The sequence below is a fragment of the Paenibacillus sp. FSL R5-0766 genome, assembly GCF_037971845.1.
GTDB lineage: Bacteria > Bacillota > Bacilli > Paenibacillales > Paenibacillaceae > Paenibacillus.
The window spans coordinates 4,833,133-4,856,266 of record NZ_CP150227.1 but is presented as its reverse complement, the minus strand read 5'-3'; the positions used below and the strand labels follow the sequence as shown (position 1 = coordinate 4,856,266).

21 protein-coding genes and 1 other RNA gene are annotated in these 23,134 nt (G+C 46.8%); 21 read left to right on the top strand and 1 reads right to left on the bottom strand.

Annotated elements, in window-relative coordinates; genetic code table 11:
• The first annotated feature begins 120 nt into the window (after positions 1 to 120).
• The 21 genes from MKY66_RS21085 to rnpB all read left to right on the top strand — a co-directional run bounded on the left by MKY66_RS21085 (position 121) and on the right by rnpB (position 21,545).
• On the top strand, positions 121 to 1,443 hold the full coding sequence (locus tag MKY66_RS21085) for an NfeD family protein (protein ID WP_076211727.1): 1,323 nt from the start codon (positions 121 to 123) through the stop codon (positions 1,441 to 1,443).
• Between the two features lie 161 nt (positions 1,444 to 1,604).
• A complete protein-coding gene (gene floA, locus MKY66_RS21080; protein WP_076211626.1) occupies positions 1,605 to 2,615 on the top strand; it encodes a flotillin-like protein FloA in 1,011 nt (336 codons plus the stop codon).
• Positions 2,616 to 2,628: 13 nt separating this feature from the next.
• Positions 2,629 to 3,228: a hypothetical protein gene (locus MKY66_RS21075; RefSeq protein ID WP_076211624.1), complete on the top strand. Its 600-nt coding sequence runs from the start codon at positions 2,629 to 2,631 to the stop codon at positions 3,226 to 3,228.
• Positions 3,229 to 3,409: 181 nt separating this feature from the next.
• Entirely contained in the window at positions 3,410 to 3,703 is a 294-nt protein-coding gene (yqfC, locus tag MKY66_RS21070) for a sporulation protein YqfC (protein ID WP_017687241.1), read from the top strand.
• Positions 3,700 to 4,893 carry a sporulation protein YqfD gene (gene yqfD / locus MKY66_RS21065; RefSeq protein WP_076211622.1) on the top strand — a complete coding sequence of 398 codons (1,194 nt, stop codon included), beginning with the start codon at positions 3,700 to 3,702 and terminating at the stop codon, positions 4,891 to 4,893. Before yqfC ends, yqfD begins: the two co-directional genes overlap by 4 nt.
• 6 nt (positions 4,894 to 4,899) lie before the next feature.
• The gene (locus tag MKY66_RS21060) at positions 4,900 to 5,871 is read left to right on the top strand and encodes a PhoH family protein (RefSeq protein WP_017687243.1); all 972 of its coding nucleotides are present in this window, start codon (positions 4,900 to 4,902) and stop codon (positions 5,869 to 5,871) included.
• A 16-nt stretch (positions 5,872 to 5,887) separates the two neighbouring features.
• On the top strand, positions 5,888 to 8,137 hold the full coding sequence (locus tag MKY66_RS21055) for an HDIG domain-containing metalloprotein (protein ID WP_076211620.1): 2,250 nt from the start codon (positions 5,888 to 5,890) through the stop codon (positions 8,135 to 8,137).
• A gap of 218 nt (positions 8,138 to 8,355) precedes the next feature.
• Entirely contained in the window at positions 8,356 to 8,853 is a 498-nt protein-coding gene (gene ybeY / locus MKY66_RS21050) for an rRNA maturation RNase YbeY (RefSeq protein ID WP_036674804.1), read from the top strand.
• A complete protein-coding gene (locus MKY66_RS21045; RefSeq protein ID WP_076211618.1) occupies positions 8,853 to 9,224 on the top strand; it encodes a diacylglycerol kinase family protein in 372 nt (123 codons plus the stop codon). Before ybeY ends, MKY66_RS21045 begins: the two co-directional genes overlap by 1 nt.
• A 299-nt stretch (positions 9,225 to 9,523) precedes the next feature.
• Positions 9,524 to 9,937 (top strand): cytidine deaminase, encoded by a 414-nt coding sequence (locus MKY66_RS21040; RefSeq protein WP_076211616.1) that lies wholly within the window; start codon positions 9,524 to 9,526, stop codon positions 9,935 to 9,937.
• A 37-nt stretch (positions 9,938 to 9,974) separates the two neighbouring features.
• On the top strand, positions 9,975 to 10,874 hold the full coding sequence (gene era / locus MKY66_RS21035; protein ID WP_076211614.1) for a GTPase Era: 900 nt from the start codon (positions 9,975 to 9,977) through the stop codon (positions 10,872 to 10,874).
• Between the two features lie 104 nt (positions 10,875 to 10,978).
• Positions 10,979 to 11,119, top strand: coding sequence for a YqzL family protein (locus MKY66_RS21030; protein WP_074095877.1), 141 nt, complete (start codon positions 10,979 to 10,981; stop codon positions 11,117 to 11,119).
• A gap of 33 nt (positions 11,120 to 11,152) precedes the next feature.
• Positions 11,153 to 11,905 (top strand): DNA repair protein RecO, encoded by a 753-nt coding sequence (gene recO, locus MKY66_RS21025; RefSeq protein WP_047843778.1) that lies wholly within the window; start codon positions 11,153 to 11,155, stop codon positions 11,903 to 11,905.
• A gap of 410 nt (positions 11,906 to 12,315) precedes the next feature.
• Positions 12,316 to 13,203 (top strand): glycine--tRNA ligase subunit alpha, encoded by an 888-nt coding sequence (gene glyQ / locus MKY66_RS21020; protein WP_017687252.1) that lies wholly within the window; start codon positions 12,316 to 12,318, stop codon positions 13,201 to 13,203.
• Positions 13,196 to 15,271, top strand: a complete 2,076-nt coding sequence (gene glyS, locus MKY66_RS21015; RefSeq protein ID WP_076211612.1) for a glycine--tRNA ligase subunit beta — start codon at positions 13,196 to 13,198, stop codon at positions 15,269 to 15,271. The genes glyQ and glyS overlap by 8 nt, the downstream gene beginning before the upstream one ends.
• 208 nt (positions 15,272 to 15,479) lie before the next feature.
• Positions 15,480 to 15,968 (top strand): YaiI/YqxD family protein, encoded by a 489-nt coding sequence (locus MKY66_RS21010; protein WP_047843776.1) that lies wholly within the window; start codon positions 15,480 to 15,482, stop codon positions 15,966 to 15,968.
• A gap of 47 nt (positions 15,969 to 16,015) precedes the next feature.
• Entirely contained in the window at positions 16,016 to 17,836 is a 1,821-nt protein-coding gene (gene dnaG / locus MKY66_RS21005; protein WP_076211609.1) for a DNA primase, read from the top strand.
• Between the two features lie 43 nt (positions 17,837 to 17,879).
• The gene (rpoD, locus tag MKY66_RS21000; protein ID WP_062835490.1) at positions 17,880 to 19,019 is read left to right on the top strand and encodes an RNA polymerase sigma factor RpoD; all 1,140 of its coding nucleotides are present in this window, start codon (positions 17,880 to 17,882) and stop codon (positions 19,017 to 19,019) included.
• A 184-nt stretch (positions 19,020 to 19,203) separates the two neighbouring features.
• A complete protein-coding gene (locus MKY66_RS20995; RefSeq protein ID WP_076211607.1) occupies positions 19,204 to 19,962 on the top strand; it encodes a tRNA (adenine(22)-N(1))-methyltransferase TrmK in 759 nt (252 codons plus the stop codon).
• On the top strand, positions 19,938 to 21,053 hold the full coding sequence (locus MKY66_RS20990) for a Nif3-like dinuclear metal center hexameric protein (RefSeq protein ID WP_076211605.1): 1,116 nt from the start codon (positions 19,938 to 19,940) through the stop codon (positions 21,051 to 21,053). The genes MKY66_RS20995 and MKY66_RS20990 overlap by 25 nt, the downstream gene beginning before the upstream one ends.
• 82 nt (positions 21,054 to 21,135) lie before the next feature.
• Positions 21,136 to 21,545, top strand: an RNA gene (gene rnpB / locus MKY66_RS20985) — RNase P RNA component class A.
• A gap of 255 nt (positions 21,546 to 21,800) precedes the next feature.
• Here rnpB and MKY66_RS20980 read toward each other — a convergent pair.
• A complete protein-coding gene (locus MKY66_RS20980; RefSeq protein ID WP_036615022.1) occupies positions 21,801 to 23,030 on the bottom strand; it encodes a PLP-dependent aminotransferase family protein in 1,230 nt (409 codons plus the stop codon).
• Positions 23,031 to 23,134 lie beyond the last annotated feature (104 nt).

Below are 23,134 nucleotides of genomic sequence, written 5' to 3'. Positions count from 1 at the left end.
TTTTGAAACGAAATGTTGCATTGCACGTAATAAATACCATAAGCTGGACAGTATAACATTAATGGAAAAGGGGGGACTATTGTGAAGGGAAAGCGCCGGAAGAAGCTTACGGGGCCATTGATGCTCTTAATGCTGCTGACGCTGTTGCTTCCTGTCTGGATTGGATCACCGTCAGCGCATGCAGCTGAGAAGAGTGGTGCCGTATATATTATTCCGGTTGATAAACCAATCGAGCAGGGACTTGGCAAGTTCATGGAACGCGGGTTCAAGCAAGCAGAAGAGATGAATGCTGGCCTGATCGTTCTTGATATCAATACGCCGGGAGGCCGTGTCGACACTGCAGAAGCATTGGGTATCCTGATCAAGGACAGTCCGATTGAGACTGTTGCATTTGTTCGTGGAGATGCTGCTTCAGCCGGGAGTTTTCTGGCTCTGAATGCAGATAAGATCGTAATGTCACCAGGCAGTATGATTGGTGCGGCAGCAATGGTGGACAGTACGGGTAAACATGTTGATGATCCAAAGCTTGTTGCATTCTGGAAAAGCAAAATGCAGGGAGCGGCAGAAATCAGTGGTCGTGATGGCAAGATTGCAGCTGGAATGACGGATGTTAACATCGTTGTTGAAATGCCAGAGATCAATAAAACCAAGCAAAAAGGTGAAATTATTGCTCTCTCGGCTGAAGAAGCGCTGAAAGTTGGTTATGCCGACCACATTAGCAACACACCGGAAGAAGCGGCAGCTTGGGCAGGTTACAGTCAGGATGACGTATTTAAGGTAGAACGGACGACAGCAGAGAACATCTCATCCTTTCTTACCAATCCGGTTGTCATGACCATATTGTTGTTCCTCGGAATCGCAGGTGTGGCCATTGAATTGATCGTTCCTGGGTTCGGAGTACCTGGTATTGTCGGTATTGTATGTTTTGTCCTGTATTTCTCAGGAAATTACGTTGCCGGTTTTGCAGGAGCAGAGACGTGGGTGTTGTTCACTGTTGGACTCATCTTGATGATTCTGGAGATGTTCATACCAAGTATGGGTATCTTGGGTATTCTGGGATCAATTGCGCTTGTTGCAGGTGTTGTGAGGGCTGCTTATGATACGAGTGATGCATTCGTTTCCTTGGGTATCGCTTTCGGAGCAGCATTGGTAGTGATTGCGATTATCGCAGTACTGTTTAAAGATCGAGGGATATGGAATAGATTCATACTGAGTGACAGTATGTCAGCTGAGCGTGGATACTCATCCGCTACAGAGCGTAAAGAGTTGATTGGACTGCAAGGCATTAGTCTCACACCGCTTCGACCTTCTGGAACAGCGATGTTTGAAGGAGAACGAATTGATGTTGTGGCAGATGGTGATTTCATTCCGGTTGACACCCCGATTATTGTGATTAAAGCGGAAGGTACCCGGATTGTTGTTCAGCAAGCATTACCGGTGTAACCTGCTCTGTTGTCGAAGCGGATTAACGCTTCGGCAATGTACATAACCACGTAGCTGAAGCTGCCAGCGAGGTGGTGCATTCTTTAATTTAGTAGCGGACTCATGAATGTCTTCTCAAGTGTTTTTATCAAAATCAAATTGCAAATGGAGGAAATTAAACAATGGAACCAACTATGATTACGGTTTTGCTCATTGCGGTAGTAGCCATCATCGTATTGAGCGTATTCTTCAGCTTTTTCCCGGTCATGCTCTGGATCTCGGCAATTGCATCCGGTGTGCGTGTTAGTATTATTACACTGGTTGCGATGAGACTCAGACGTGTAACACCTAGCCGAATCGTAAATCCGATGATCAAAGCCACTAAAGCAGGCATTCAATTGTCGATGAATCAACTGGAAAGTCACTTCCTGGCTGGTGGTAACGTTGACCGTGTGGTTAACGCTCTGATCGCTGCCCAGCGTGCAAACATTCCACTCGAATTTGAACGTGCTGCTGCGATTGACCTTGCTGGTCGTGACGTATTGCAGGCGGTTCAAATGAGTGTTAACCCGCGTGTTATTGAAACGCCTGTTGTATCTGCGGTGGCAAAAGATGGTATCGAAGTCAATGTTCGAGCAAGAATTACAGTTCGTGCGAATATCGATCGACTCGTCGGTGGTGCTGGTGAAGAAACAATCATTGCCCGTGTCGGTGAAGGGATCGTAAGTACCAACGGTTCAGCAGAAACGCATAAAGTGGTTTTGGAAAATCCGGATCTGATCTCTCGTACAGTTTTGTCCAAAGGTTTGGATTCTGGAACTGCCTTTGAGATCCTGTCCATTGATATTGCGGACGTGGATATCGGTAAAAATATTGGTGCTTTCTTGCAAACTGAGCAGGCGGAAGCTGACAAGCGAATTGCTCAAGCCAAAGCGGAAGAACGTCGTGCGATGGCTGTAGCACAAGAGCAAGAGATGAAAGCACGCGTTGTAGAGATGAGAGCGCGCGTTGTTGAGTCTGAATCGGCAGTACCACTTGCAATGGCAGAGGCTTTGCGTAGTGGGAAAATTGGTGTGATGGACTACATGAATCTCAAAAATATTGAAGCAGATACTCAAATGCGTAATACACTGGGGAAACCTGTTGAAGGTTCGAATTCCAACGATCAGGGTGATTCCAAAAACGGAAGATAGGCGGTGAGTGCATATGGGCCTATTCGAATGGATTTTTGATAACTTGTACATTGTGGCTGTTGTCGGTTTTGCGCTCTTCTCATTTTTGGGGAAAGCTGCCAAATCGGCTGATCCAAACAAAAAGCGTCCTGCCAGCGGGATGCCTACGTTTGGAGGCGGCGGTGATTCAGACCGGGAAGAACGCTCAAGAGACAATTCATCTCCGCAGCAGTCTTCCGGACATACAGATCCCCGTTATGATGAACAGTATGACGATCGGTACGAAGATGAACAATATGAGAATCAGTATGGTCAGCCATATTCGGAGCCTGCTCCTTCTTCTCCGTCCGCAAGTGACTACAAAAGTGAGAACTCTTTGAGCAACATGGAAAGCTCGCTTGAGCAACAAATGAAAGAAGTGGAACGACAGGAGCGTTTGATTCAAGAGAGATTAAATCGCTTCTCTTCTGCAAATAAACCTGTTGTGTCTGATTCCAGTTGGGATATACCCAACACCGATGAATCGGGAGCATCTCCGCTTCGCCCTGCCGATATTCGTACAGGTGTGTTGTGGGCAGAAGTACTGGGTCCTCCTCGTTCCAAACAGCCGTTTGGTACAAGAGGGAAACTGTAAACAAGTCTTCATAATGAACAGAAAATAGAGCCGTCTCTGGTGCGCAGAAAGCCGCCTGAGACGGCTTTTTCTGTGTTCCTTACTTTTTTCTCAACATTCGTCCCTAACACGCTCCGGAATTTTCATAAATTCATGAATCTGCGCATAAGTTGAACTGTAGAGGAAGGGGGAAGACCTTCGAATGACCCGGATCAGCCGCAAGCTGCGCAGATGGACCAGTGAAGTGTTGGATCTGCCGCAGGATGTGCTTTATGATATGCCACGGTTAACCCTGATTGGCAGTAAGCAACTGTATATAGAGAATCATCGCGGTGTCATCCATTTCACCCCGGATCGTATCGTGTTGGCTCTTTCCCAAGGCCAGTTGGAGATCAAAGGAACTGCCTTGGTGATACGTAACATTTTGCCGGATGAAGTAGCTGTTGAAGGAACGATTCTGGATATTCATATGAATGGAGTGGAGGGGAACGGATGAAGCAGCCCAGTCTGTATAAACTGCGGGGAGCAGTCCGAATCACGGTCACTGGGGGAGACATTGAAACATTAATCAACACGGTGGCAGAGCAGGGACTGGAAGTGTGGAACCTGCGTGCTCACGATGGACGCGTGGCAGAGATGAACATTCTGCTGCCGCATTTTTTCAGGTTGCGTCCTGTGTTGAAACGGACAGGCTGCAGGGTGAAAGTAACCCATCGCAGCGGTTTCCCTTTTTTTGCGGCCCGATTATTGCGGAGGAAGTTCTTTCTTGGGGGGATGCTGTTTTTTGTGGCAGCTTTGTTTGCGTTGTCGTCCATGGTATGGAGTGTGGAGGTCAAGGGTAACGTCACCATTCCCACCGACGAGGTGCTTGCAGCAGCGAAGAAAGAGGGTATATACCCTTTCCAATGGGGGTTCCGCTTGCAAAGCCAAGACAAGCTCTCCAGGCAGCTTGCACTCGCTCTTCCGGATGTAACCTGGATTGGCGTGAGCAAAGAGGGGACAACCATCACCATTCAGGTCGTAGAATCGGCCCAACCAAAGCGCGAACCATTGCTGAATCCCAGACATCTGATCAGCAAGTCAGATGCTGTTGTCACTCAAATCTATGCGGAGCAGGGACGCCCTGTTGTTCAGAAGGACATGCGTGTCAAAAAGGGTCAGGTATTGATCTCGGGGATTCTCGGGGATGAGGAGAACACCAAAACCATCGTTGCCAAAGGCGAAGTTCGTGGTCTGGTATGGCGTGAGTATCAGGTAGAGGTTCCACTGGTGCAAAAACATAATACAATGACAGGTGAGAGCAAAGAACGTTTTTACATGGTGCTGGGGAAATGGGCAATCCAACTGTGGGGGTACGGAAGTACACCGTTCAGTTCATTTGATACCGAGAGTAACCATAAACCATTGACGTGGCGATCCTTTACACTTCCCATGGGTTGGCTGACAGAGAAAGATCTGGAGACTCGAGAGCACGAGCAGCAACAGACGATAGAATGGGCCAGAACAAAAGGATTGGAAGGAGCAAGGAACGATATTATCGCCAAAAACGGCAAAGGAACAAAAATTATAAGTGAAAAAATTTTGCATGAGAAGAAAGAGAATGGTAAAGTTTATATGAAAGTCTTATTTGAAGTAGAAGAAAGCATTGCGGAAGAACTTCCGCTAGTCCATAGTCAAGGAGAATGAGGATATTTGTCAGAGCAAACACGCAGCATACAAATCTCCCTCCAGAGTGCGGGAGAGGGCCAATCTCTTTTTGGACCCCAAGATACTTTTCTTAAACTGATTGAATCCGAGATTCCCGCCCAGATTGCATCCCGTGAAGCGGAGATTGTGATTTTTGGCAACGCACAGCAGGTGGAATCGCTTGAACAATTATTTGATGTGTTACTGCAATTGATACGCAATGGATATGTGTTAACCGAGAGAGATGTGAAGTATGCGATTGAACTTGCCAAGGATATGCGGGCAGACCAACTATTGGACCTGTTCAAAGGCGAGATTACGACGACATACCGAGGTAAACCAATCCGTGTTAAAACCATCGGACAGAAGCACTATGTAACTACAATTAAAAAACGTGATATTGTATTTGGCATTGGTCCTGCCGGTACGGGTAAAACCTACCTTGCTGTTGTACTGGCTGTTGCCGCAATTAAAGAAGGCAGCGTCAAACGCATTGTACTCACACGGCCTGCTGTTGAAGCGGGAGAGAGTCTTGGATTTTTGCCAGGTGATCTTCAGGAAAAGGTAGACCCGTATCTGAGACCGCTGTACGATGCCCTGTATGACGTTATGGGACAAGAACAGACCGCTAAGGCACTGGAGCGTGGCTTAATCGAAATCGCACCACTCGCCTATATGCGGGGGCGTACGCTGGATGACTCCTTCATCATTCTTGATGAAGCACAGAATACAACACCGGAACAGATGAAGATGTTCCTGACCCGTCTTGGTTTTGGCTCCAAAATGGTCATCACCGGGGACGTGACACAGATTGATTTACCGCGTGGTAAGAAATCCGGGCTTGTGGAAGCGAATACGATCTTAAACGAAGTTAACGAGATTGGATTTGTCTATTTTGCCGAGCAAGATGTTGTACGGCATTCTCTCGTCCAGAAAATTATCGTGGCTTACAACCACGCCGCAGAAAATCAAGCATAGAAAGGGATTGTCTAAAGTGACCTCGAAGGAACCGTCAAAAGGCAAATCTTTTCAGAATAAGGCTACAGGATGGAAGTATAGCGTGTGGGCACGCTATCTTCTGTTTTTGTTTCTGGTGATTCTTTTCTACGTGAGTCTGGCTTCCAAGCTGCTCCCTGAGCGGTATGATATTCAGGAAGGGACACGGAGTGAAGTGGACATTGCTGCGCCTATGCAGATTCCGAATAACAAGGCCACACTCAAAGCACAGGAAGAAGCTGCCGAACGGGTACAGCCGATATTTCAGATTGTCCAGTTGCGAAACGAAAATTTGATGACTACCCTGCTTGACCGTGTAGATCGATTAAATCAGGATGATCAGATATCAAGTCAGGACAAGATTGATATTTATCGGGATGAAATTCCGCAGCGCCAGAAGGATTTTGTGACCAACTATATCAATAATAATCGGAAAGCCGGTACATACTCCGAGACTCTTTTGGAAGAGATCAGAAATGTGATACAGGAGCAAAGCTACCGTATTCCCGAAGAAACCTACATCAAAATCTCACGTCTGACATCGGATGATATCCAGGAGATGAAACCAGTTGCGAGGGATATTGTTGCCCGGTTAATGACGGATCAGATCAGCGATGCAACCACTGCCCGTGCCAAAGTTGCCGAGATGGTGAGTGTCAGCTCTCTTGGTAAGCGTACGCAACGTGAGGTCGTGCAAGAGCTTGCTCGCCTCGTGGTGACCGCTAACCGCTTCTACGATGAAGAGGGAACCAAGGAAGCCAAAGTTCAGGCGCGTGAGAACACGCAAACTGTCTTTATCAAGCAAGGGGACACATTAGTGGCCAAGGGTGAGATGATCACCCCGGAGATGTATACTTTGCTGGATGAGAATGATTTGCTGAAAAATGAAGTGAACTACTGGCCACAGCTTGGTCTGCTTATGTTTGCCTGCCTGTTGTCAGCAGCAATTCTGATGTATATTCAGCAATGCAGCGGAACGCATTTCAAATATAATAATGCGCAGCTGTTGATGCTTGTTCTCATTTTTATTATTACGATTGTGGTTATGCATGTGACAGCGATTATCCAAACCAATGAGAGGTCTTATGTGGGCTTCCTTGCACCTGTTGCGGTAGGGGCGATGTTAATTGCCTTATTGCTGGATACGTCGCTTGCCTTTGTATGTTCGATATTGATCGGTATGTTATCCAGCATTATTTTGAATACGCATCAGGGTCAACTTTTTGACTTCGAATTAGGGTTCTTCGCTGTATTGGTTTCATTTGTTGCGATCTTCGCAACACATAAGGCTAGCCAGCGATCCACGATCCTGAAAGGGGCTATTATGGTCTGTTTGTTCGGGTCCATAGCCGTCTTCACCTTGGCTTTGATTGACTCGGGCGATTGGAATCGAACCACGACACTGTATGGCGTTGGGTTTGCATTTGCTGGTGGCGTGCTAACTGCCATACTGGTCATTGGGCTGATGCCATTTTTTGAAACTTCATTTGGCATTTTGTCAGCGCTCAAACTGGTAGAACTGTCTAATCCGAACCATCCGCTTCTGCGCAAGCTGCTGACGGAGACACCGGGTACCTATCATCACAGTGTTATGGTAGGGAATCTGTCCGAAGCAGCAGCAGAAGCCATAGGAGCTAACGGATTGCTCTGCCGAGTGGGTTCGTATTATCATGATATTGGCAAGACGAAACGCCCCATCTATTTTATTGAGAATCAGAACAATATGGAGAATCCGCATGATTCAATTGATCCGAAACTGAGCAAATCCATTATCGTTGCCCATGCGCGCGATGGGGTGGAAATGCAGAAGGATTACAAGCTGCCGAGACCTATTCGGGATATAGCGGAACAGCATCACGGCACGACATTTCTCCACTATTTCTATCACAAAGCACTGCGCCAGGCTGAAGAAGCGGGTGTTGAGCCTGATTTCACGGAAGAAGATTTCCGTTACCCTGGGCCGAAGGCTCAGTCCAAGGAATCGGCTATTGTTGGCATTGCCGATAGTGTGGAGGCTGCTGTGAGATCTTTGCGCAAACCGACAGTGGAGCAAGTGGAGTCCATGATTGAGAAGATTATTAAAGGACGATTGGACGATCATCAATTCAATGATTGTGACCTTACGATGCGTGAACTGGATATCGTCGCCAGAACATTGAAGGAAACGGTGATGGGTATCTTCCACTCCAGGATAGAATATCCGGAGGAGATTAAGAAACCAAAGCCGACCTCACCCGAAGCGGGCTAATTTAATGATAGTTCGTGTTCAAAAAGGTCGGTTTTCAGTACCGAGAAGATGGGATGAAGCTAGAAATGGAGTAGCGGAGTGTAGGGAAAACTACGTGAGCAACGGACATTTCGGCTGAATTCCATATTCGATGCTGATGATGCCCCTAGGCATCTCTCGTAATCAAAAGCGGGCTTTTTGAACAACCTCTAATATGAGTAGACAGGAGTTATGAAGGAATGAGTCTTAATCTGGCATGGAATAATGAACAACAGGATAAAGAAATTACAGAACCAATGATTGCAATGCTGGAACAGTTGCTGAATCTCGCCGGAGAAGCGGAAGGTGTTGCAGACGGAGAAGTGGCTCTGACTTTTGTGAACGATGAGCAGATCCATGAGTTGAACCGTGATTATCGCGGCATTGATCGTCCTACGGATGTACTGTCTTTTGCGATGAACGAAACGGTGGATGAAGAGCTCGATATTATCTATGAGCTGGACGAAGATGAAGAAATGGAAGAAATGCCGGATGTTCTTGGAGACATCATCATTTCCGTACCACGGACCATCCTGCAAAGTGAAGAGTATGGACACTCATTTGAACGTGAACTTGGTTTTCTGTTTGTCCATGGTTTCTTGCACCTGCTCGGATACGACCATCAGGATGAAGCAAGTGAGGCTGAAATGATGGGCAAACAAGAAGCGGTATTGGCCCAGGCCGGGTTGACACGATAATGAAAAGGCGCTCCTGGGGTCTGGTATTCCGCAATGCTGCGGAAGGAATCGCATATGGGTTGCGGACTCAGCGTAATGTGAGAGTTCACACGGGAGTGGCTATTTTGATGTGTGTAGCCGGCTTTTTTTTCAGAATCTCAAGAACGGATTGGATGTTTGTGCTGACCGCTGTCTTTTTGGTCCTGGTGACTGAATTGATGAACACGGCTGTAGAGGCAGCGGTTGACTTGGCACACCCCCATATCCATCCGCTGGCAAAAGCGGCAAAGGATACCGCGGCCGGGGCAGTTCTGCTGGCTGCGGTATTCGCCGTCATCATCGGTTGTATCGTTTTCATTAAGCCCGTGATGAATTGGCTGGGTTTGTACTGATTTTGTTTTAACCTTGTTTTGATTTGATTTTAATACTACACAAATTTGTGAAGTTAGACCTTTTTTAAGTTGAACTTGTAGACATCACACGATACGAAGAGGACAGAAATAAACCTGTAGAAGCAAAGCGTTCGCCTTTATCCCCGGATTTTCACATTGAAAAAGTGAATCAAAAAATCTGGGGATAACAGCGATCGAAGGGTTATTCTGGACTCGGAGTGACTAGTGTGAATTTGGCTTTGGTTGAACTTAATTCGTAGGTACTAACTTTATATTGCACCCTAAGGGAGAGAATATTAATGGACAACGGTTTGTTAATGCAAGAAGCAATTAAGGCACGTACGAAGGCGTATACGCCGTACTCCCATTTTGGTGTAGGCGCGGCTTTGCTTGACAGTGAAGGTCATGTGCATCATGGTTGTAATATTGAGAATGCTGCGTATACACCAGGTAACTGTGCTGAGCGTACAGCGATGTTCAGTGCCATTGCAGGTGGGCAGAAGCCTCGCAGCTTCAAAGCGATTGCCATTGTGGGCGACACGGATGGTCCGATTGCTCCATGTGGTGTATGTCGTCAGGTGATGTACGAACTGTGTGAACCGGATATGAAAGTTATCTTGGGGAACATGAAAGGTGATCTGCAAGAGACCACCGTTGCTGAACTGTTACCTTGGGCTTTTGGGCCTTCTGATCTGAATTCTGCCAAAAAATAAACCAATATTCCAGGCCTAGGCGCCTGAGGAGGAACATATGAAAAAACAAGCATTTAAATCCGGTTTTGTGGCCATTATTGGACGTCCAAATGTAGGTAAATCCACACTGATGAACCAGGTGATCGGACAGAAAATTGCGATCATGTCGGACAAGCCACAAACCACACGTAATAAAATTCATGGGGTGTATACATCCGAACATCAGCAAATCGTTTTCCTGGACACACCGGGTATTCACAAACGTCAATCCAAACTTGGCGATTACATGAACCAGACTGCTCTGAACACACTTGGAGAAGTAGAAGCAGCGTTGTTCCTGATTGATGCTTCGGAAGGCATGGGTGGCGGTGACCGTTATATTGCAGAACAGTTGAAAAATATTCGTACGCCTGTCATTCTTGTCATGAATAAAATTGACAAAATTGAGCCGGAAGCGCTGTTGCCACTCATTGAGACGTATCGCAAGCTTCACGATTTCGCTGAAATCGTTCCTGTCTCTGCCATGCTTGGCAGCAATGTCAGCACGTTGCTGGAACAGCTCGGCAAGTATTTGCCTGAAGGTCCACAGTACTATCCTGATGACCAGGTTACTGACCATCCGGAGCAGTTTGTATGTGCCGAGTTGATTCGTGAGAAAATTCTGCAAATGACTCGTGAAGAAGTGCCTCACTCCATTGCTGTAACTATCGAAGATATGAAAGTGCAAGATAATGGTGTCGTTTATATCTCAGCAGTCATTTTTGTGGAACGTGATTCCCAAAAAGGGATCATTATCGGCAAGCAAGGTGCCCTTCTGAAAGAAGTGGGTAAACGAGCTCGACACGACATTCAGAATTTGCTTGGCTCCAAAATTTTCATGGACCTGTGGGTTAAAGTGAAAAAAGACTGGAGAAATCAGGATAGAGTTCTGCGTGACCTTGGCTTTGGCCGCGACTAATCGTCGGAATTGTATCCAGTAATTGCAACACATAGTTTACCTTGCAAGACTCCATCCTATTTGGTAGATGCAGACGTCATTTCCGAAGAGAGGATGAAATTCCGATGCGAGATTTTTCGTGGAAGGTTTTTGCGATGACGGGGGATGTAGAGTCCTATTTGTTATATACCGAGGCTTGTAACTCGTTAGGACAGGAGTCGGATAATGCAAGGGAAGTGATTGAAGATGAAGAAGCCGAAGGATAACTGGCTGATTCGGGAATGGTTAGGTGACGAGGCATGCTATACAGGGTGGAAGGGATTGTCATCCGCAGCATGGACTACGGCGAAGGGAACAAAATCATTACGCTTTGCACCGAAAGCGGCGGGAAAGTAGGGGTACTCGTCCGCGGTGCCAAAAAGCCCAAGAGCCGACATGCTGCACTGGTGCAGCCGTTTACGTATGGTCAATATGTATATTTTCGCAATACAGGTCTAGGCACACTGAACGCTGGAGAAATTGTTGAATCTTATCATGAGTTGCGTGAAGATCTGGTCAAGGCCTCATATGCTTCTTATGCGTGTGAACTATTGGATCGGGTGCTTCAGGATGAAGAGACAGGTACATTTTGGTTCAAACAGTTAAAGGCGTGTTTGCAGGCGTTGAAGGAAGAGAAAGATCCGGTTGTTATTACAAGTCTGTACGAAATGAAAATATTACAGGCATCCGGATATGGTCCACAGTTCGATGAGTGCATCTCCTGCAATCAGGAGCGACCAGATGAGCAGTTGTTTATAAGTCCCAGACTTGGTGGCGTCTTGTGTCGAGCATGCAAACATTTCGATCCTCCAGCGATGTCAGTTAGTCCAAAGGCTCTGAAGTTGTTGCGTTTGTTCGCGCAGTTGGATCTGCAACGCTTGGGGAATATATCAGTGAGTGAGTCTACCCGTGATGAGATCAAAAAGTTGATGCGTGCTTTTATGGATCATCAGCTCGGTCTGAATCTTAAATCCCGTTCTTTCCTCGATCAGATGGAGAAGTACGGGATTTGAGGCGTTTTGGTGGAAGCGAAACTATATCTTGACTTCATACTAGATTTTATATATTATGAAATATAATTTCTCTTTATGAGACATGCATTGAACGAGAAAGTAAAAGACTGGATTTATTGCATTTATGGAGACAAGTCGTTGTATAACACTTGAGAATCATGAATGAGCGAGTCGGGGATGGTGGGAGCCTGGCTGAATCGGTTTTTGAAACGGCACTCGGGAGCATGAATGGACACGGAAAAGTGGGCTGGAACGAACAGGATCATCCTGTTTGATCTAAGCCAAGTAGGGTGGAACCGCGGGAATAGCTCTCGTCCCTACGTCTGTACAACAGGCGTAGGACGGGGGCTATTTATTGTTGTCTTCACCGTCCTAAGCTTGCTAACAAACCATTGAAAAGGAGCATGATTATGAATTTTCAGCAGATGATTCTAACGCTGCAACAATTCTGGGCCGAGCATAACTGTATTATTGTCCAGCCATACGATACGGAAAAAGGGGCAGGTACGATGAACCCGATGACCTTTTTGCGTTCGCTTGGACCCGAACCTTGGAAAGTGGCCTATGTGGAGCCTTCCCGTCGTCCTTCGGACGGACGTTATGGTGAGAACCCTAACCGGCTGTACCAGCATCATCAGTTCCAGGTAATCATCAAGCCTTCACCGGACAATATTCAGGAAATTTATCTGGAAAGTCTGAAACGTCTGGGCATTGATCCGCTCAAACATGATATTCGGTTTGTTGAAGATAACTGGGAGAATCCTTCCCTTGGTTGTGCAGGTCTTGGTTGGGAAGTATGGTTGGACGGAATGGAAATTACACAATTTACGTATTTCCAACAGGTTGGTGGAATCGAGACAAATCCGGTAGCTGTTGAAATTACGTATGGTATGGAGCGTTTGGCTTCTTACATTCAGGATAAAGAGAATGTGTTTGATCTGGAATGGGTGGAAGGTATCACTTATGGTGATGTATTCCGTCAGCCAGAATTCGAACACTCCAAATATACGTTTGAAGTATCTGATGTCAAAATGCTGTTTACACTCTTCAACATGCATGAAGAAGAAGCAAACAAAGCCATGGCGCAGCATCTGGTATTCCCGGCATATGACTATGTGCTGAAATGTTCCCACACGTTCAACCTGTTGGATGCACGTGGGGCCATCAGTGTAACGGAACGTACGGGTTACATCACACGTGTCCGTAATCTGGCTCGCCAAGTCGCTGCAACATATATGGAAGAGCGTGAGAAGCTAGGCTTCCCGCTGATCAAGAAAGGGGGAGCCGAGCATGTCTAAGGATCTGTTGTTTGAAATCGGGCTGGAAGAAGTACCTGCACGCTTTATGCGCGCAGCAATCGCACAGCTGCAAGAGCGTGTCGTGAAATGGCTTGACGCATCCCGCATTGCTTATGGTGAAGTGAATGCGTATGCCACACCGCGCCGTCTGGCTGTTTTGATTCAAAATGTGGCTGAAAAACAGGAAGATATCGAGGAAGAAGTGAAAGGTCCTTCACGCAAAATTGCCCTGGACGACAGTGGCAATTGGAGCAAGGCTGCACTCGGATTCGCCCGCAGTCAAGGTGTTGAACCGGACCAGTTCACGTTCAAGGAACTGAACGGTGTTGAATATATCTATGCAACAAAGAGCAGCAAAGGTGTGGAGACAGCTTCCGTGGTTGGCGAAGGATTACTTTCTGTATTACATGCCATGACGTTCCCGAAATTCATGCGTTGGGCTTCCTATGATTTCAAATTTGTACGTCCAATCCGCTGGATTGTAGCTTTGTTTGGCAGTGAAGTTATCGAGCTTGAAGTGACAGGTGTTAAATCGGGTAATGTAACTCGCGGACATCGTTTCCTCGGTAAGGAGGCCGTGATCTCCACTCCGTCTTCATACGTGGAAGTGTTGCGTGCAGAACATGTCATTGTTGATATCCAGGAACGTGAACAGATGATTGTATCCCAGATTCAGGCACTGGCTGCTGAGAAAAAATGGGATATCGCGATTAAGGAAGACTTGCTGGAGGAAGTCCTGTTCCTGGTGGAAACACCTACCGTATTGTTCGGGACATTTGACTCCTCATTCTTGAATATTCCACAAGAAGTATTGATTACTTCCATGCGTGAGCATCAGCGTTATTTCCCTGTGCTGGACAATGAAGGACAATTGTTGCCATTCTTCGTGACGGTACGTAACGGTGGAAGTGATTCACTGGACGTTATTGCCAAAGGGAATGAAAAAGTTTTGCGTGCACGTCTGTCTGATGCCAAGTTCTTCTATGAGGAAGATCAGAAGCTACAGATTAAGGATGCATTGTCGAAGCTGGAAAGTATCGTCTTCCAGGAAGAGCTGGGAACGGTTGGAGATAAAGTACGCCGTATTCGCAAGATTGCCGATGGACTTGCTGCCAAACTGCAAGTATCCGGTGATGTTGCTGAATCCGTTAGCCGCTCAGCAGATATCTGCAAATTCGATCTGGTGACACTGATGGTGGGTGAATTCCCGGAACTGCAAGGTGTGATGGGTGAGGATTACGCTCGTAAAGCTGGCGAAAAAGAAGAAGTGGCCAAAGCGGTATTCGAACACTATCAGCCACGTTTCGCTGGAGATCAATCTCCTGCTTCTCTTGTTGGTGCCATTGTGAGTGCTGCGGACAAAATGGATACAATCGTGGGTTGTTTCTCCATCAACATTATTCCAACGGGTTCCCAAGATCCGTACGCGCTGCGCCGTCAGGCTGCAGGGATTGTACAGATTTTGCTGGATCACAAGCTTCCGCTGACATTGTCAGACGTGTTCGGAGTAGCACTTCAAGTGCATGCACAGATGAACCTGTTGAAACGTGCAGATGAAGAGGTTCGTAAAGATCTGCAAGACTTCTTTGGTCTTCGTGTGAAAAAATTGTTGTCCGAAACTGTTCGCTACGACGTAGTGGATGCCGTAATTTCTTCGGGATTCGATGATATCAGCGCTGTGGTACCAAAAGGTGAAGCGTTGATGGCGGCTGTTCTGACAGGAGACGCATTCAAAACAACGGTTGAATCGTTCAACCGTGTAGGTAATCTGGCTGCCAAAGCATCCAATGCTTCCGTACATCCAGAACTGTTCACAGAAGATGGAGAACGTCAGCTACATGAGGCATGGAGCAAAACGAATGCAGAATATCGTCAGGCGTTGACTCAGCATGATGCTGCTGAAGCGCTGGCTATTGCATCTGCCTGGAAGGATGGTATTACCTCATTCTTCGATTCGGTCATGGTTATGGCCGAAGATGAAGCTGTTCGGGCAAATCGACTTGCCTTGCTCGCGGCTATTGATCGTGACTTGAAAGGATTTGCTGATTTTTCCAAGTTGGTTTGGTAATTGGGTGTATTTCATGAGTCCTTTTCCACGAACTTGGCGCAAAGCTAAAATTCAGTATTAAAGAAGGATATATGAGGGTATAAATATACGGAACGGGTTGTGAAATGTATTTTTTACAACCGCTCCGTATTTTAGCCTTTGATTTCCCTTGTTGTGCCAGAAGGATTTTGCCTGGCCGGGGTCGTATATAACAATATGCAGCTATTTTATGAAACCGGGTGGTCTGGGTTTGAGTGAGTTAAATATACGTCACATTGTTGTGGATGGTGATGCTTGCCCGGTCAAAACTGAGATTGCGCAAACCGCTCGCCTTTTCAACATCCCCGTATTGTTAGTCTCTTCATTTGATCATTTGCTTCAAGGAGGAGAAGGGGTACGAACCGTGCAAGTGGATCGCAGTGATCAGAGCGCAGACCTGTATATTGCTAATCATATTAAGCCATATGATGTGGTTATCACTCAGGACTATGGACTTGCGGCACTTGCGCTCGGCAAACGTTGTTATGTTTTGTCCTTTCGTGGTCGTGAATTCAACGATCGTGACATTGATTTCATGTTGGATTCTCGTCATACTGCGGCCAAAGCACGAAAAAGAGGCCATTACGGAAAAGGTCCAAAGCCTTTCACAGAGCAGGATCGAGAAATGTTTCAACATAAACTGACAAAACTTTTAAAAGATTTGCAGGAGAATGTGTAAGTTTATCGAATTATATTTACGTGTTGAAGAGATGAAGGTGGCCAGAGATGAGTACCGGACAAGGCGGTATACCCGAAAGTATTATTGAATCGGTGTTACAGCAGAATGATATTGTCGATACGGTGAGCCGATTTGTGCATCTGACCAAACAGGGGAAGTATATGAAAGGCCTCTGTCCTTTTCATTCCGAGAAGACGCCTTCGTTCACCGTTACACCTGAGAAACAAATTTTCTACTGCTACGGTTGCGGCACGGGTGGAAATGCCATCAAATTCAGGATGGAAATCGAAGGGTTATCCTTTCCCGAGGCTGTCAAGACGATGGCGGAAGAAAGTCACATCTCTATGGGGGACTGGCAAGGGCGTGAATCTGCTCATGTGAATCCGGAGACTGAACGTCTATTGGAGGCTTATGAGCTTACCGCGAAGCTGTATCATTTTTTGTTGAAAAATACAGAGCATGGCAAGTCAGCCATGGAGTATTTACGCTCAAGAGGTTTTGGCGACAAATTGATCGACCAGTTCCAGATTGGTTTCGCACCAAATCGTTGGGACACACTGGTACAATTTCTTGAGAAACGTAACTATCCGCTCGAAGAGATGGAAAAGGGTGGGCTTCTGTCACCGCGAAATGAAGGTCAGGGATATGTGGATCGATTCCGAGACCGGATTATGTTCCCGATTAATGGCAGGAGCGGTAAGCCAATTGCATTTGCAGGACGCATATTGGGAGATGGGCAACCGAAGTATCTAAATTCACCGGAAACCCGGTTATTTAACAAAAGCCGTGTTCTCTATAATCTGCATCATGCCAAAAATGCAATTCGCAAACAAAGACAAGCCATTTTGTTTGAGGGATATGGTGATGTCATCTCCGCATGGGATCAGGATATCCAGAATGGTGTAGCGGCAATGGGTACTGCGTTAACCGAGAATCAGGCCCTGATGCTCAAAGGCATGTGCGACGAAGTCATCATATGTTATGACGGCGACAGAGCAGGACAGGCTGCTGCACTCAAAAATTCCCCCATTCTTGAGGAAGCTGGATTGCAGGTCAAAGTGGCTCTCATACCCGAGGGACTTGACCCGGATGATTTTATCCGGAAGCATGGTGGTGAACGGTTCCGAAACCAGATTGTGGATGGTGCCGTGACAACTACAAAATTTAAACTTATAAACTTAAAAAAAAGCCATATACTGCTAGAGGGTGGCGGACAAATCGCCTATTCGAAAGAAGCAGTAAAATTGATTGCACCCTTACCTTCTCCAACAGAGAGGGAAGTGTATCTTCGTGAACTGGCTGCAGAAGTGGACGTATCCTTCGAAACATTGAAGCAGGAGTGTAATGAAGAACGGGAGGCAATGAAAAATAACCTCCAGTACGGGGATAATAACCCGAAAAGGTGGAATAATGGTAGGCAACAAAATAGGCAGGTGCCTACACCGAATCTGTTGCCGGCTTATCACGCTGCCGAACGCAAACTGATTGCCTGGATGTTGCAGGATGATGAGGCTGCCCAGTACGTGAATGAGCATCTTGGTGAAGCTTTTAACTTGGATGATCATGCAGCTATTGCTGCTTATCTATATGCCTACTATGCGCAAGGCAAACCGTCGGATACAAGCCGTTTTATGTCTTCACTGCATGACGATCGCTTGGAAAAAACGGTCAGTTCAATCTCGATGATGGATGGTCCAGGTGAATGGAGTATTCAAATGCTCGATGATTGCATCAGGGAAGTGCTGAAGTATCCGCGTAAAAAAGAGTACGATTTGAAAAAAGAAGAAATGATTGCTGCAGAGCGGGCAGGTGATTCTGTACGCGCGGCACAGATTGCAATTGAAATGATTGCCCTAGAGAGACAGTGAACGTCTGATGATTAGATGTTTCTAGGGAGGAGGGAGTCGAGTTATGGCGAATGATCAGCATACTGAACTAGAAACAGAATTGACACTGGATCAGGTTAAAGATCAATTGATTGAATCAGGTAAAAAAAGAGCTTCGCTGAATTACAAGGAAATTATAGAGAAACTCTCTCCTTTTGAGCAGGATGCAGAGCAAATGGATGAGTTCTATGAGCAACTGAGCGATCTGGGTATCGATGTAGTGAATGAAAATGATGAAGAGGTTACACTTCGTCCTAGTGAAGATTCCGAGAACAACACCAGAGAGGGAGAGGACGAATTCCACTTTGATGATGATCTGAGCTTGCCGCCAGGTATCAAAATCAATGACCCTGTCCGTATGTACCTCAAGGAAATTGGTCGTGTGCCACTGTTGTCGGCAGATGATGAAGTACAACTGGCTAAACGGATTGAGAACGGGGATGAAGAAGCCAAGCGTCGTCTGGCTGAAGCGAACCTTCGACTTGTAGTCAGTATCGCCAAGCGTTACGTTGGACGTGGAATGTTGTTCCTTGATTTGATTCAGGAAGGTAATATGGGTCTGATCAAAGCGGTTGAGAAGTTCGACCACAAAAAAGGATACAAGTTCAGTACGTATGCTACATGGTGGATTCGCCAAGCGATCACTCGTGCTATTGCTGACCAGGCGCGTACAATTCGTATCCCTGTGCACATGGTGGAGACGATTAATAAGCTGATCCGGGTATCCCGTCAGCTGTTGCAGGAACTTGGGCGTGAACCGACACCAGAAGAAATCGCTGCTGAGATGGATCTGAGTGTAGAGAAAGTTCGTGAAATTACGAAGATTGCCCAGGAACCGGTTTCTCTGGAAACCCCGATTGGTGAGGAAGATGATTCCCATCTGGGTGACTTCATTGAGGATCAGGAAGCACTTGCTCCGGCGGATGCTGCTGCGTATGAGTTGCTGAAAGAACAGCTCGAAGATGTATTGGATACACTGACTGAACGTGAAGAGAACGTGCTTCGTCTACGTTTTGGTCTGGACGATGGACGGACGAGAACGCTGGAGGAAGTCGGCAAGGTATTTGGTGTTACGCGTGAGCGTATTCGTCAGATCGAAGCCAAGGCTCTTCGTAAATTGCGTCACCCGAGTCGTAGTAAACGACTCAAGGATTTCCTCGAATAATCGAACTATGGGAGACTTTCCGCAAGACGCTTTAGCGGCGGCGGGGTCTCCTTTATTTTTAATTTAAACGTCTTGATTTCTTGGTTTTGGAAATTCATCCTTGAAATGTTTTATTGGATTTTATTTTATCGCTTTTCCTTGTTCAATGCAAATCAATAAATTAAATGAATGGTGTAGGTGCTTCATGAAACTTTCGAATCGATTACAGCGAATACATGATCAAATTCCCGATGGCAGCCGCATGGCTGATATCGGTTCAGACCACGCGTTGCTGCCAGTAGCCGCAATCCGCAGTGGGAAAGCTGCAAGTGCAGTAGCCGGGGAAGTCAATCCTGGCCCTTATGATGCTGCATGCAAACAAGTCAGCGATGCTGGCCTAAAAGAAAAAATAACGGTACGCCGTGGAGACGGATTGGATGTAATCTCTGCAGGAGAAGTGGATGTCATCACCATTGCAGGCATGGGTGGTGCCCTGATTGCCTCTATTTTGGACCGAGGTTTATCCAAACTGGAAGGAGTCCAGTTACTTATTTTGCAACCAAATGTGGGAGAAGATATACTCAGACGCTGGCTGCTGGAGCATCAGTGGGTGGTTGTAGCAGAACAGTTGCTCGAAGAAGATGGCAAGATCTATGAGATTATAACGGCGATGCCACAATCCGTAAGCCCGATTGCCAATGTAGAGGTGTATCGTGCACGTCCGCTTCAAGGCGGGGCAGAATTAACGAAAGATTTGTTGCTGCGGATGGGACCTTATTTGGTGGATCGTCCATCGGATGTATTTTTTTCCAAATGGGAAAGTGAGATCATCAAGCTGCAAGGGGTTGTAAACTCGATCTCCAAATCCGATCAGGATTCTTCCCGGGACAAGGCGGCTGAGGTAGAGCGTCTTATCGCAAACTTGAAGGAGGTTTTGGCATGTTTGCCAAAGGTCAAACTGTAATTCAACTGATGGAGCAACTCGCTCCCAAACATCTGGCTGTACCGGATGACCGCATTGGTCTGCAGCTCGGCAGTTTGCAAAAAGAAATCAGTCACGTATTAGTAGCTTTGGATGTGACGGATGAAGTGGTGGACGAAGCGATTCGTATTGGTGCCAACCTGATTATCGCTCATCACGCGATCATTTTCCGTCCGGTTAAGTCACTGAGTACAGATACACCTATGGGTAAATTGTATGAAAAGCTGATTAAGCATGATATTGCTGTTTATATCAGTCATACGAACCTGGATGTGGCCGAGGGTGGTATGAATGACTGGATGGCCGAGGCACTTGGCATCGAGAGTAAAGAATCGCTGGAAGATGTCCACACAGATCATCTGTACAAGCTGGCTGTGTTTGTGCCTCGTACCCATCATGAACAGGTTCTTCAGGCCATTCTGGAAGCCGGAGCGGGGAGTATCGGTCAATATAACAAGTGCAGCTTCAACACGGAAGGTACAGGAACGTTTGTACCTGGTGAAGGGACTCAACCGTTTATCGGTACTCAAGGGCAGATGGAACGTGTGGAAGAAATGCGGATTGAGACCATCGTACCCCAAAGTCTGCGCAGTAAGGTCGTTCAGGCGATGCTAAAGGCTCATCCGTATGAGGAAGTGGCCTACGACCTCTATGCAATGGATTTAAAGGGCCGTACGCTTGGTCTGGGACGCTTGGGACCCCTTAGGGAGCCTAAGACATTAGGTGAGCTCGTGGAGGTCGTGAAGACCCAATTCAATGTGCCTCATGTGCGTGTAGTAGGAGATCTGAACAAGCAGATCAAAAAAGCAGCGGTTCTTGGCGGCTCTGGCAGCCGTTACACGCTGACTGCCCGCTTCAAAGGTGCGGATGTTATTGTGACCGGAGATATTGATTATCACACGGCTCATGATGCGTTAATGGCAGGTATGTGTATCATCGACCCGGGACATAATTCCGAGAAGATTATGAAACCAAAAACAGCAGATTGGCTTCGTTCCCGTTTGGAAGAAAAACGATATGATACGCAAGTTACAGCTTCAGAGGTAAATACGGAAGTATTCCAATTTATCTAAAAAGACCTTTGCTATGTGGTTTCCAGTAATATTAAGCTTGTCTGGGAACCTAAATGCCTGTATACTATGTAATGTTGTTCGGAAAGCTTGACAGACAATCGCTGGTGGCCTTTGTTGCCACGAGAGGAAAGTCCGGGCTCCACAGGGCAGGATGCTGGATAACGTCCAGTCAGCGCGAGTTGAAGGATAGTGCCACAGAAATGGACCGCCGATGGCCGGATTTTCCGGCACAGGCAAGGATGGAACCGAGGTGTAAGAGACCCCGAGGAACGCTGGTGACTTCGTTCCTGGTAAACCCCATCTGGAGCAAGACCTAATGGGACACAGCCGCCTTTTCGGAGGAGGCAACCTTAGCCCGAGGTGTGTCTAGGTTGGTCGCTTGAGCTGTGCAGCAATGTATGGCCTAGATAGATGATTGTCGCTTCTGGTGGGAGGGTAGTTCCCGTATGAACCACGAAGAGCACAGAACCCGGCTTACGGTAAGCTTTCCTAACTACAACAACACTATTGCAACACAATGTAGTCCACCTATCAGTCAAGGACAAACTCGTATGAATCATCCGATGGCCTGACTGATCAGAAGGACCCATGAACATCTGAAAAAACATAACTCCTGTTTATAACAGGTTCTATAAAAATAAGGCGGCAGTTCCGAGATTCTCGGGTCTGCCGCCTTATTTTTATTTCTCATATCAAATTATTAACCTTCATACGTTAATGGAATAGCGAAGCGTTTATGACAGTTCATTACAGTGTAACAACACTGTCCGATGTTAAGGAAGCATGCCAACGTTGGATGGCGCGATCCATTCTTTCCACGGCTTCCGGAAGAAGCTCAGGGTCCGTATGAGTAAAGTTGATTCGCATGCGGTTTAACTCTGGTGTACCTGCATAAAAGGAATCACCCGGGACAATGCACACTTTCTCCTGGATACCATAAGTGAACAGATTGCTTGCCAGCATGCCTTCAGGTAGTTGCAGCCACAAGAACATGCCACCTTGTGGTGAATTCCACGAGATACCTTCCCAGGCTTTGGCTGCCATGAGAGTCGTCAGTGTTTTCATGCGTTGTTCGTAATCCTCTGAAATATGGCGGATATGCGCATCCAGATCGAAAGATTCAAGCAGTGCATGAAGCGCTCTTTGGTCAATACTGCTGGAGTGCAAGTCGGCACCTTGTTTGGCTCGTGCTGCCATTTTGACAATATCGGGAGCAGCCAGTATCCAGCCCGTACGAAGGCCAGGTGCTACCGTTTTGGAGAATGTACTGGTGTAGATAACGTTGGAAGGGCCGTCATAGGATACTGCATCCAGTTCTGCGAGTGCAGGGACATCCAATTGCTCCGGATTGAACCGAATTTCACCATAGGGATCATCTTCCAGAATGAGTACACCATACTTGCGGCACAGATCCACAGCCTGCTGTCTTCTTTCTCGCGACCACACTTTTCCCGTAGGATTGGAGAATGTTGGATTAATATAGACAAGTTTTGGACGATGCAACTGGAGCTGTTCCTCCAGAGATTCAGGTAACATACCGTGATCATCACAGGCTACGCCGTGAGATTCAGCCTGATAGGAATGAATGACTTGCAGAGCAGCGAGGTAGGTTGGTGATTCAACCAATACACGGTCACCCGGGTCAAGAAGGATGCGGCAAACCAAGTCAATGGATTGCTGTGAACCCGTAGTGAGAAGCATGTGATCGGGTGAAGCGGGAATGCCCTTGGATTCAAGACGTTCGGCAATTTTGGCGCGAAGAGGACGGTAACCCTCAGTCTCCGCATATTGAAGAGCGGCTGCTCCGCTCATAAATACTTTTTCATATGCAACGCGGATGGCTTCCAGCGGGAATGAAGTCTGGGCTGGTAATCCACCGGCTAGTGAGATCATTCCAGGTGCCTGAGCGGCCTGGAGCATGTCGCGAACGACAGAGGACGGGGTGTTTTGTGCCATTTTGGACCAAGGGATACTCATGTTATTCTCATCTCCTGTTATTCACTGTTATACTGATATTATAAACTATAATAGACGGACTACACTATAACAGTAAAATGAAGATCATAACAGTTGGGGGAGCA

Bases quoted from the DNA above. Each gene is read 5' to 3' on its own strand.
- MKY66_RS21085 (WP_076211727.1), top strand. From the start codon at position 121: ATGCTCTTAATGCTGCTGACGCTGTTGCTTCCTGTCTGGATTGGATCA.
- floA (WP_076211626.1), top strand. From the start codon at position 1,605: ATGGAACCAACTATGATTACGGTTTTGCTCATTGCGGTAGTAGCCATC.
- MKY66_RS21075 (WP_076211624.1), top strand. From the start codon at position 2,629: ATGGGCCTATTCGAATGGATTTTTGATAACTTGTACATTGTGGCTGTT.
- yqfC (WP_017687241.1), top strand. From the start codon at position 3,410: ATGACCCGGATCAGCCGCAAGCTGCGCAGATGGACCAGTGAAGTGTTG.
- yqfD (WP_076211622.1), top strand. From the start codon at position 3,700: ATGAAGCAGCCCAGTCTGTATAAACTGCGGGGAGCAGTCCGAATCACG.
- ybeY (WP_036674804.1), top strand. From the start codon at position 8,356: ATGAGTCTTAATCTGGCATGGAATAATGAACAACAGGATAAAGAAATT.
- MKY66_RS21045 (WP_076211618.1), top strand. From the start codon at position 8,853: ATGAAAAGGCGCTCCTGGGGTCTGGTATTCCGCAATGCTGCGGAAGGA.
- MKY66_RS21040 (WP_076211616.1), top strand. From the start codon at position 9,524: ATGGACAACGGTTTGTTAATGCAAGAAGCAATTAAGGCACGTACGAAG.
- era (WP_076211614.1), top strand. From the start codon at position 9,975: ATGAAAAAACAAGCATTTAAATCCGGTTTTGTGGCCATTATTGGACGT.
- MKY66_RS21030 (WP_074095877.1), top strand. From the start codon at position 10,979: ATGCGAGATTTTTCGTGGAAGGTTTTTGCGATGACGGGGGATGTAGAG.
- recO (WP_047843778.1), top strand. From the start codon at position 11,153: ATGCTATACAGGGTGGAAGGGATTGTCATCCGCAGCATGGACTACGGC.
- glyQ (WP_017687252.1), top strand. From the start codon at position 12,316: ATGAATTTTCAGCAGATGATTCTAACGCTGCAACAATTCTGGGCCGAG.
- glyS (WP_076211612.1), top strand. From the start codon at position 13,196: ATGTCTAAGGATCTGTTGTTTGAAATCGGGCTGGAAGAAGTACCTGCA.
- MKY66_RS21010 (WP_047843776.1), top strand. From the start codon at position 15,480: ATGAAACCGGGTGGTCTGGGTTTGAGTGAGTTAAATATACGTCACATT.
- dnaG (WP_076211609.1), top strand. From the start codon at position 16,016: ATGAGTACCGGACAAGGCGGTATACCCGAAAGTATTATTGAATCGGTG.
- rpoD (WP_062835490.1), top strand. From the start codon at position 17,880: ATGGCGAATGATCAGCATACTGAACTAGAAACAGAATTGACACTGGAT.
- MKY66_RS20995 (WP_076211607.1), top strand. From the start codon at position 19,204: ATGAAACTTTCGAATCGATTACAGCGAATACATGATCAAATTCCCGAT.
- MKY66_RS20990 (WP_076211605.1), top strand. From the start codon at position 19,938: ATGTTTGCCAAAGGTCAAACTGTAATTCAACTGATGGAGCAACTCGCT.
- MKY66_RS20980 (WP_036615022.1), bottom strand. From the start codon at position 23,030: ATGAGTATCCCTTGGTCCAAAATGGCACAAAACACCCCGTCCTCTGTC.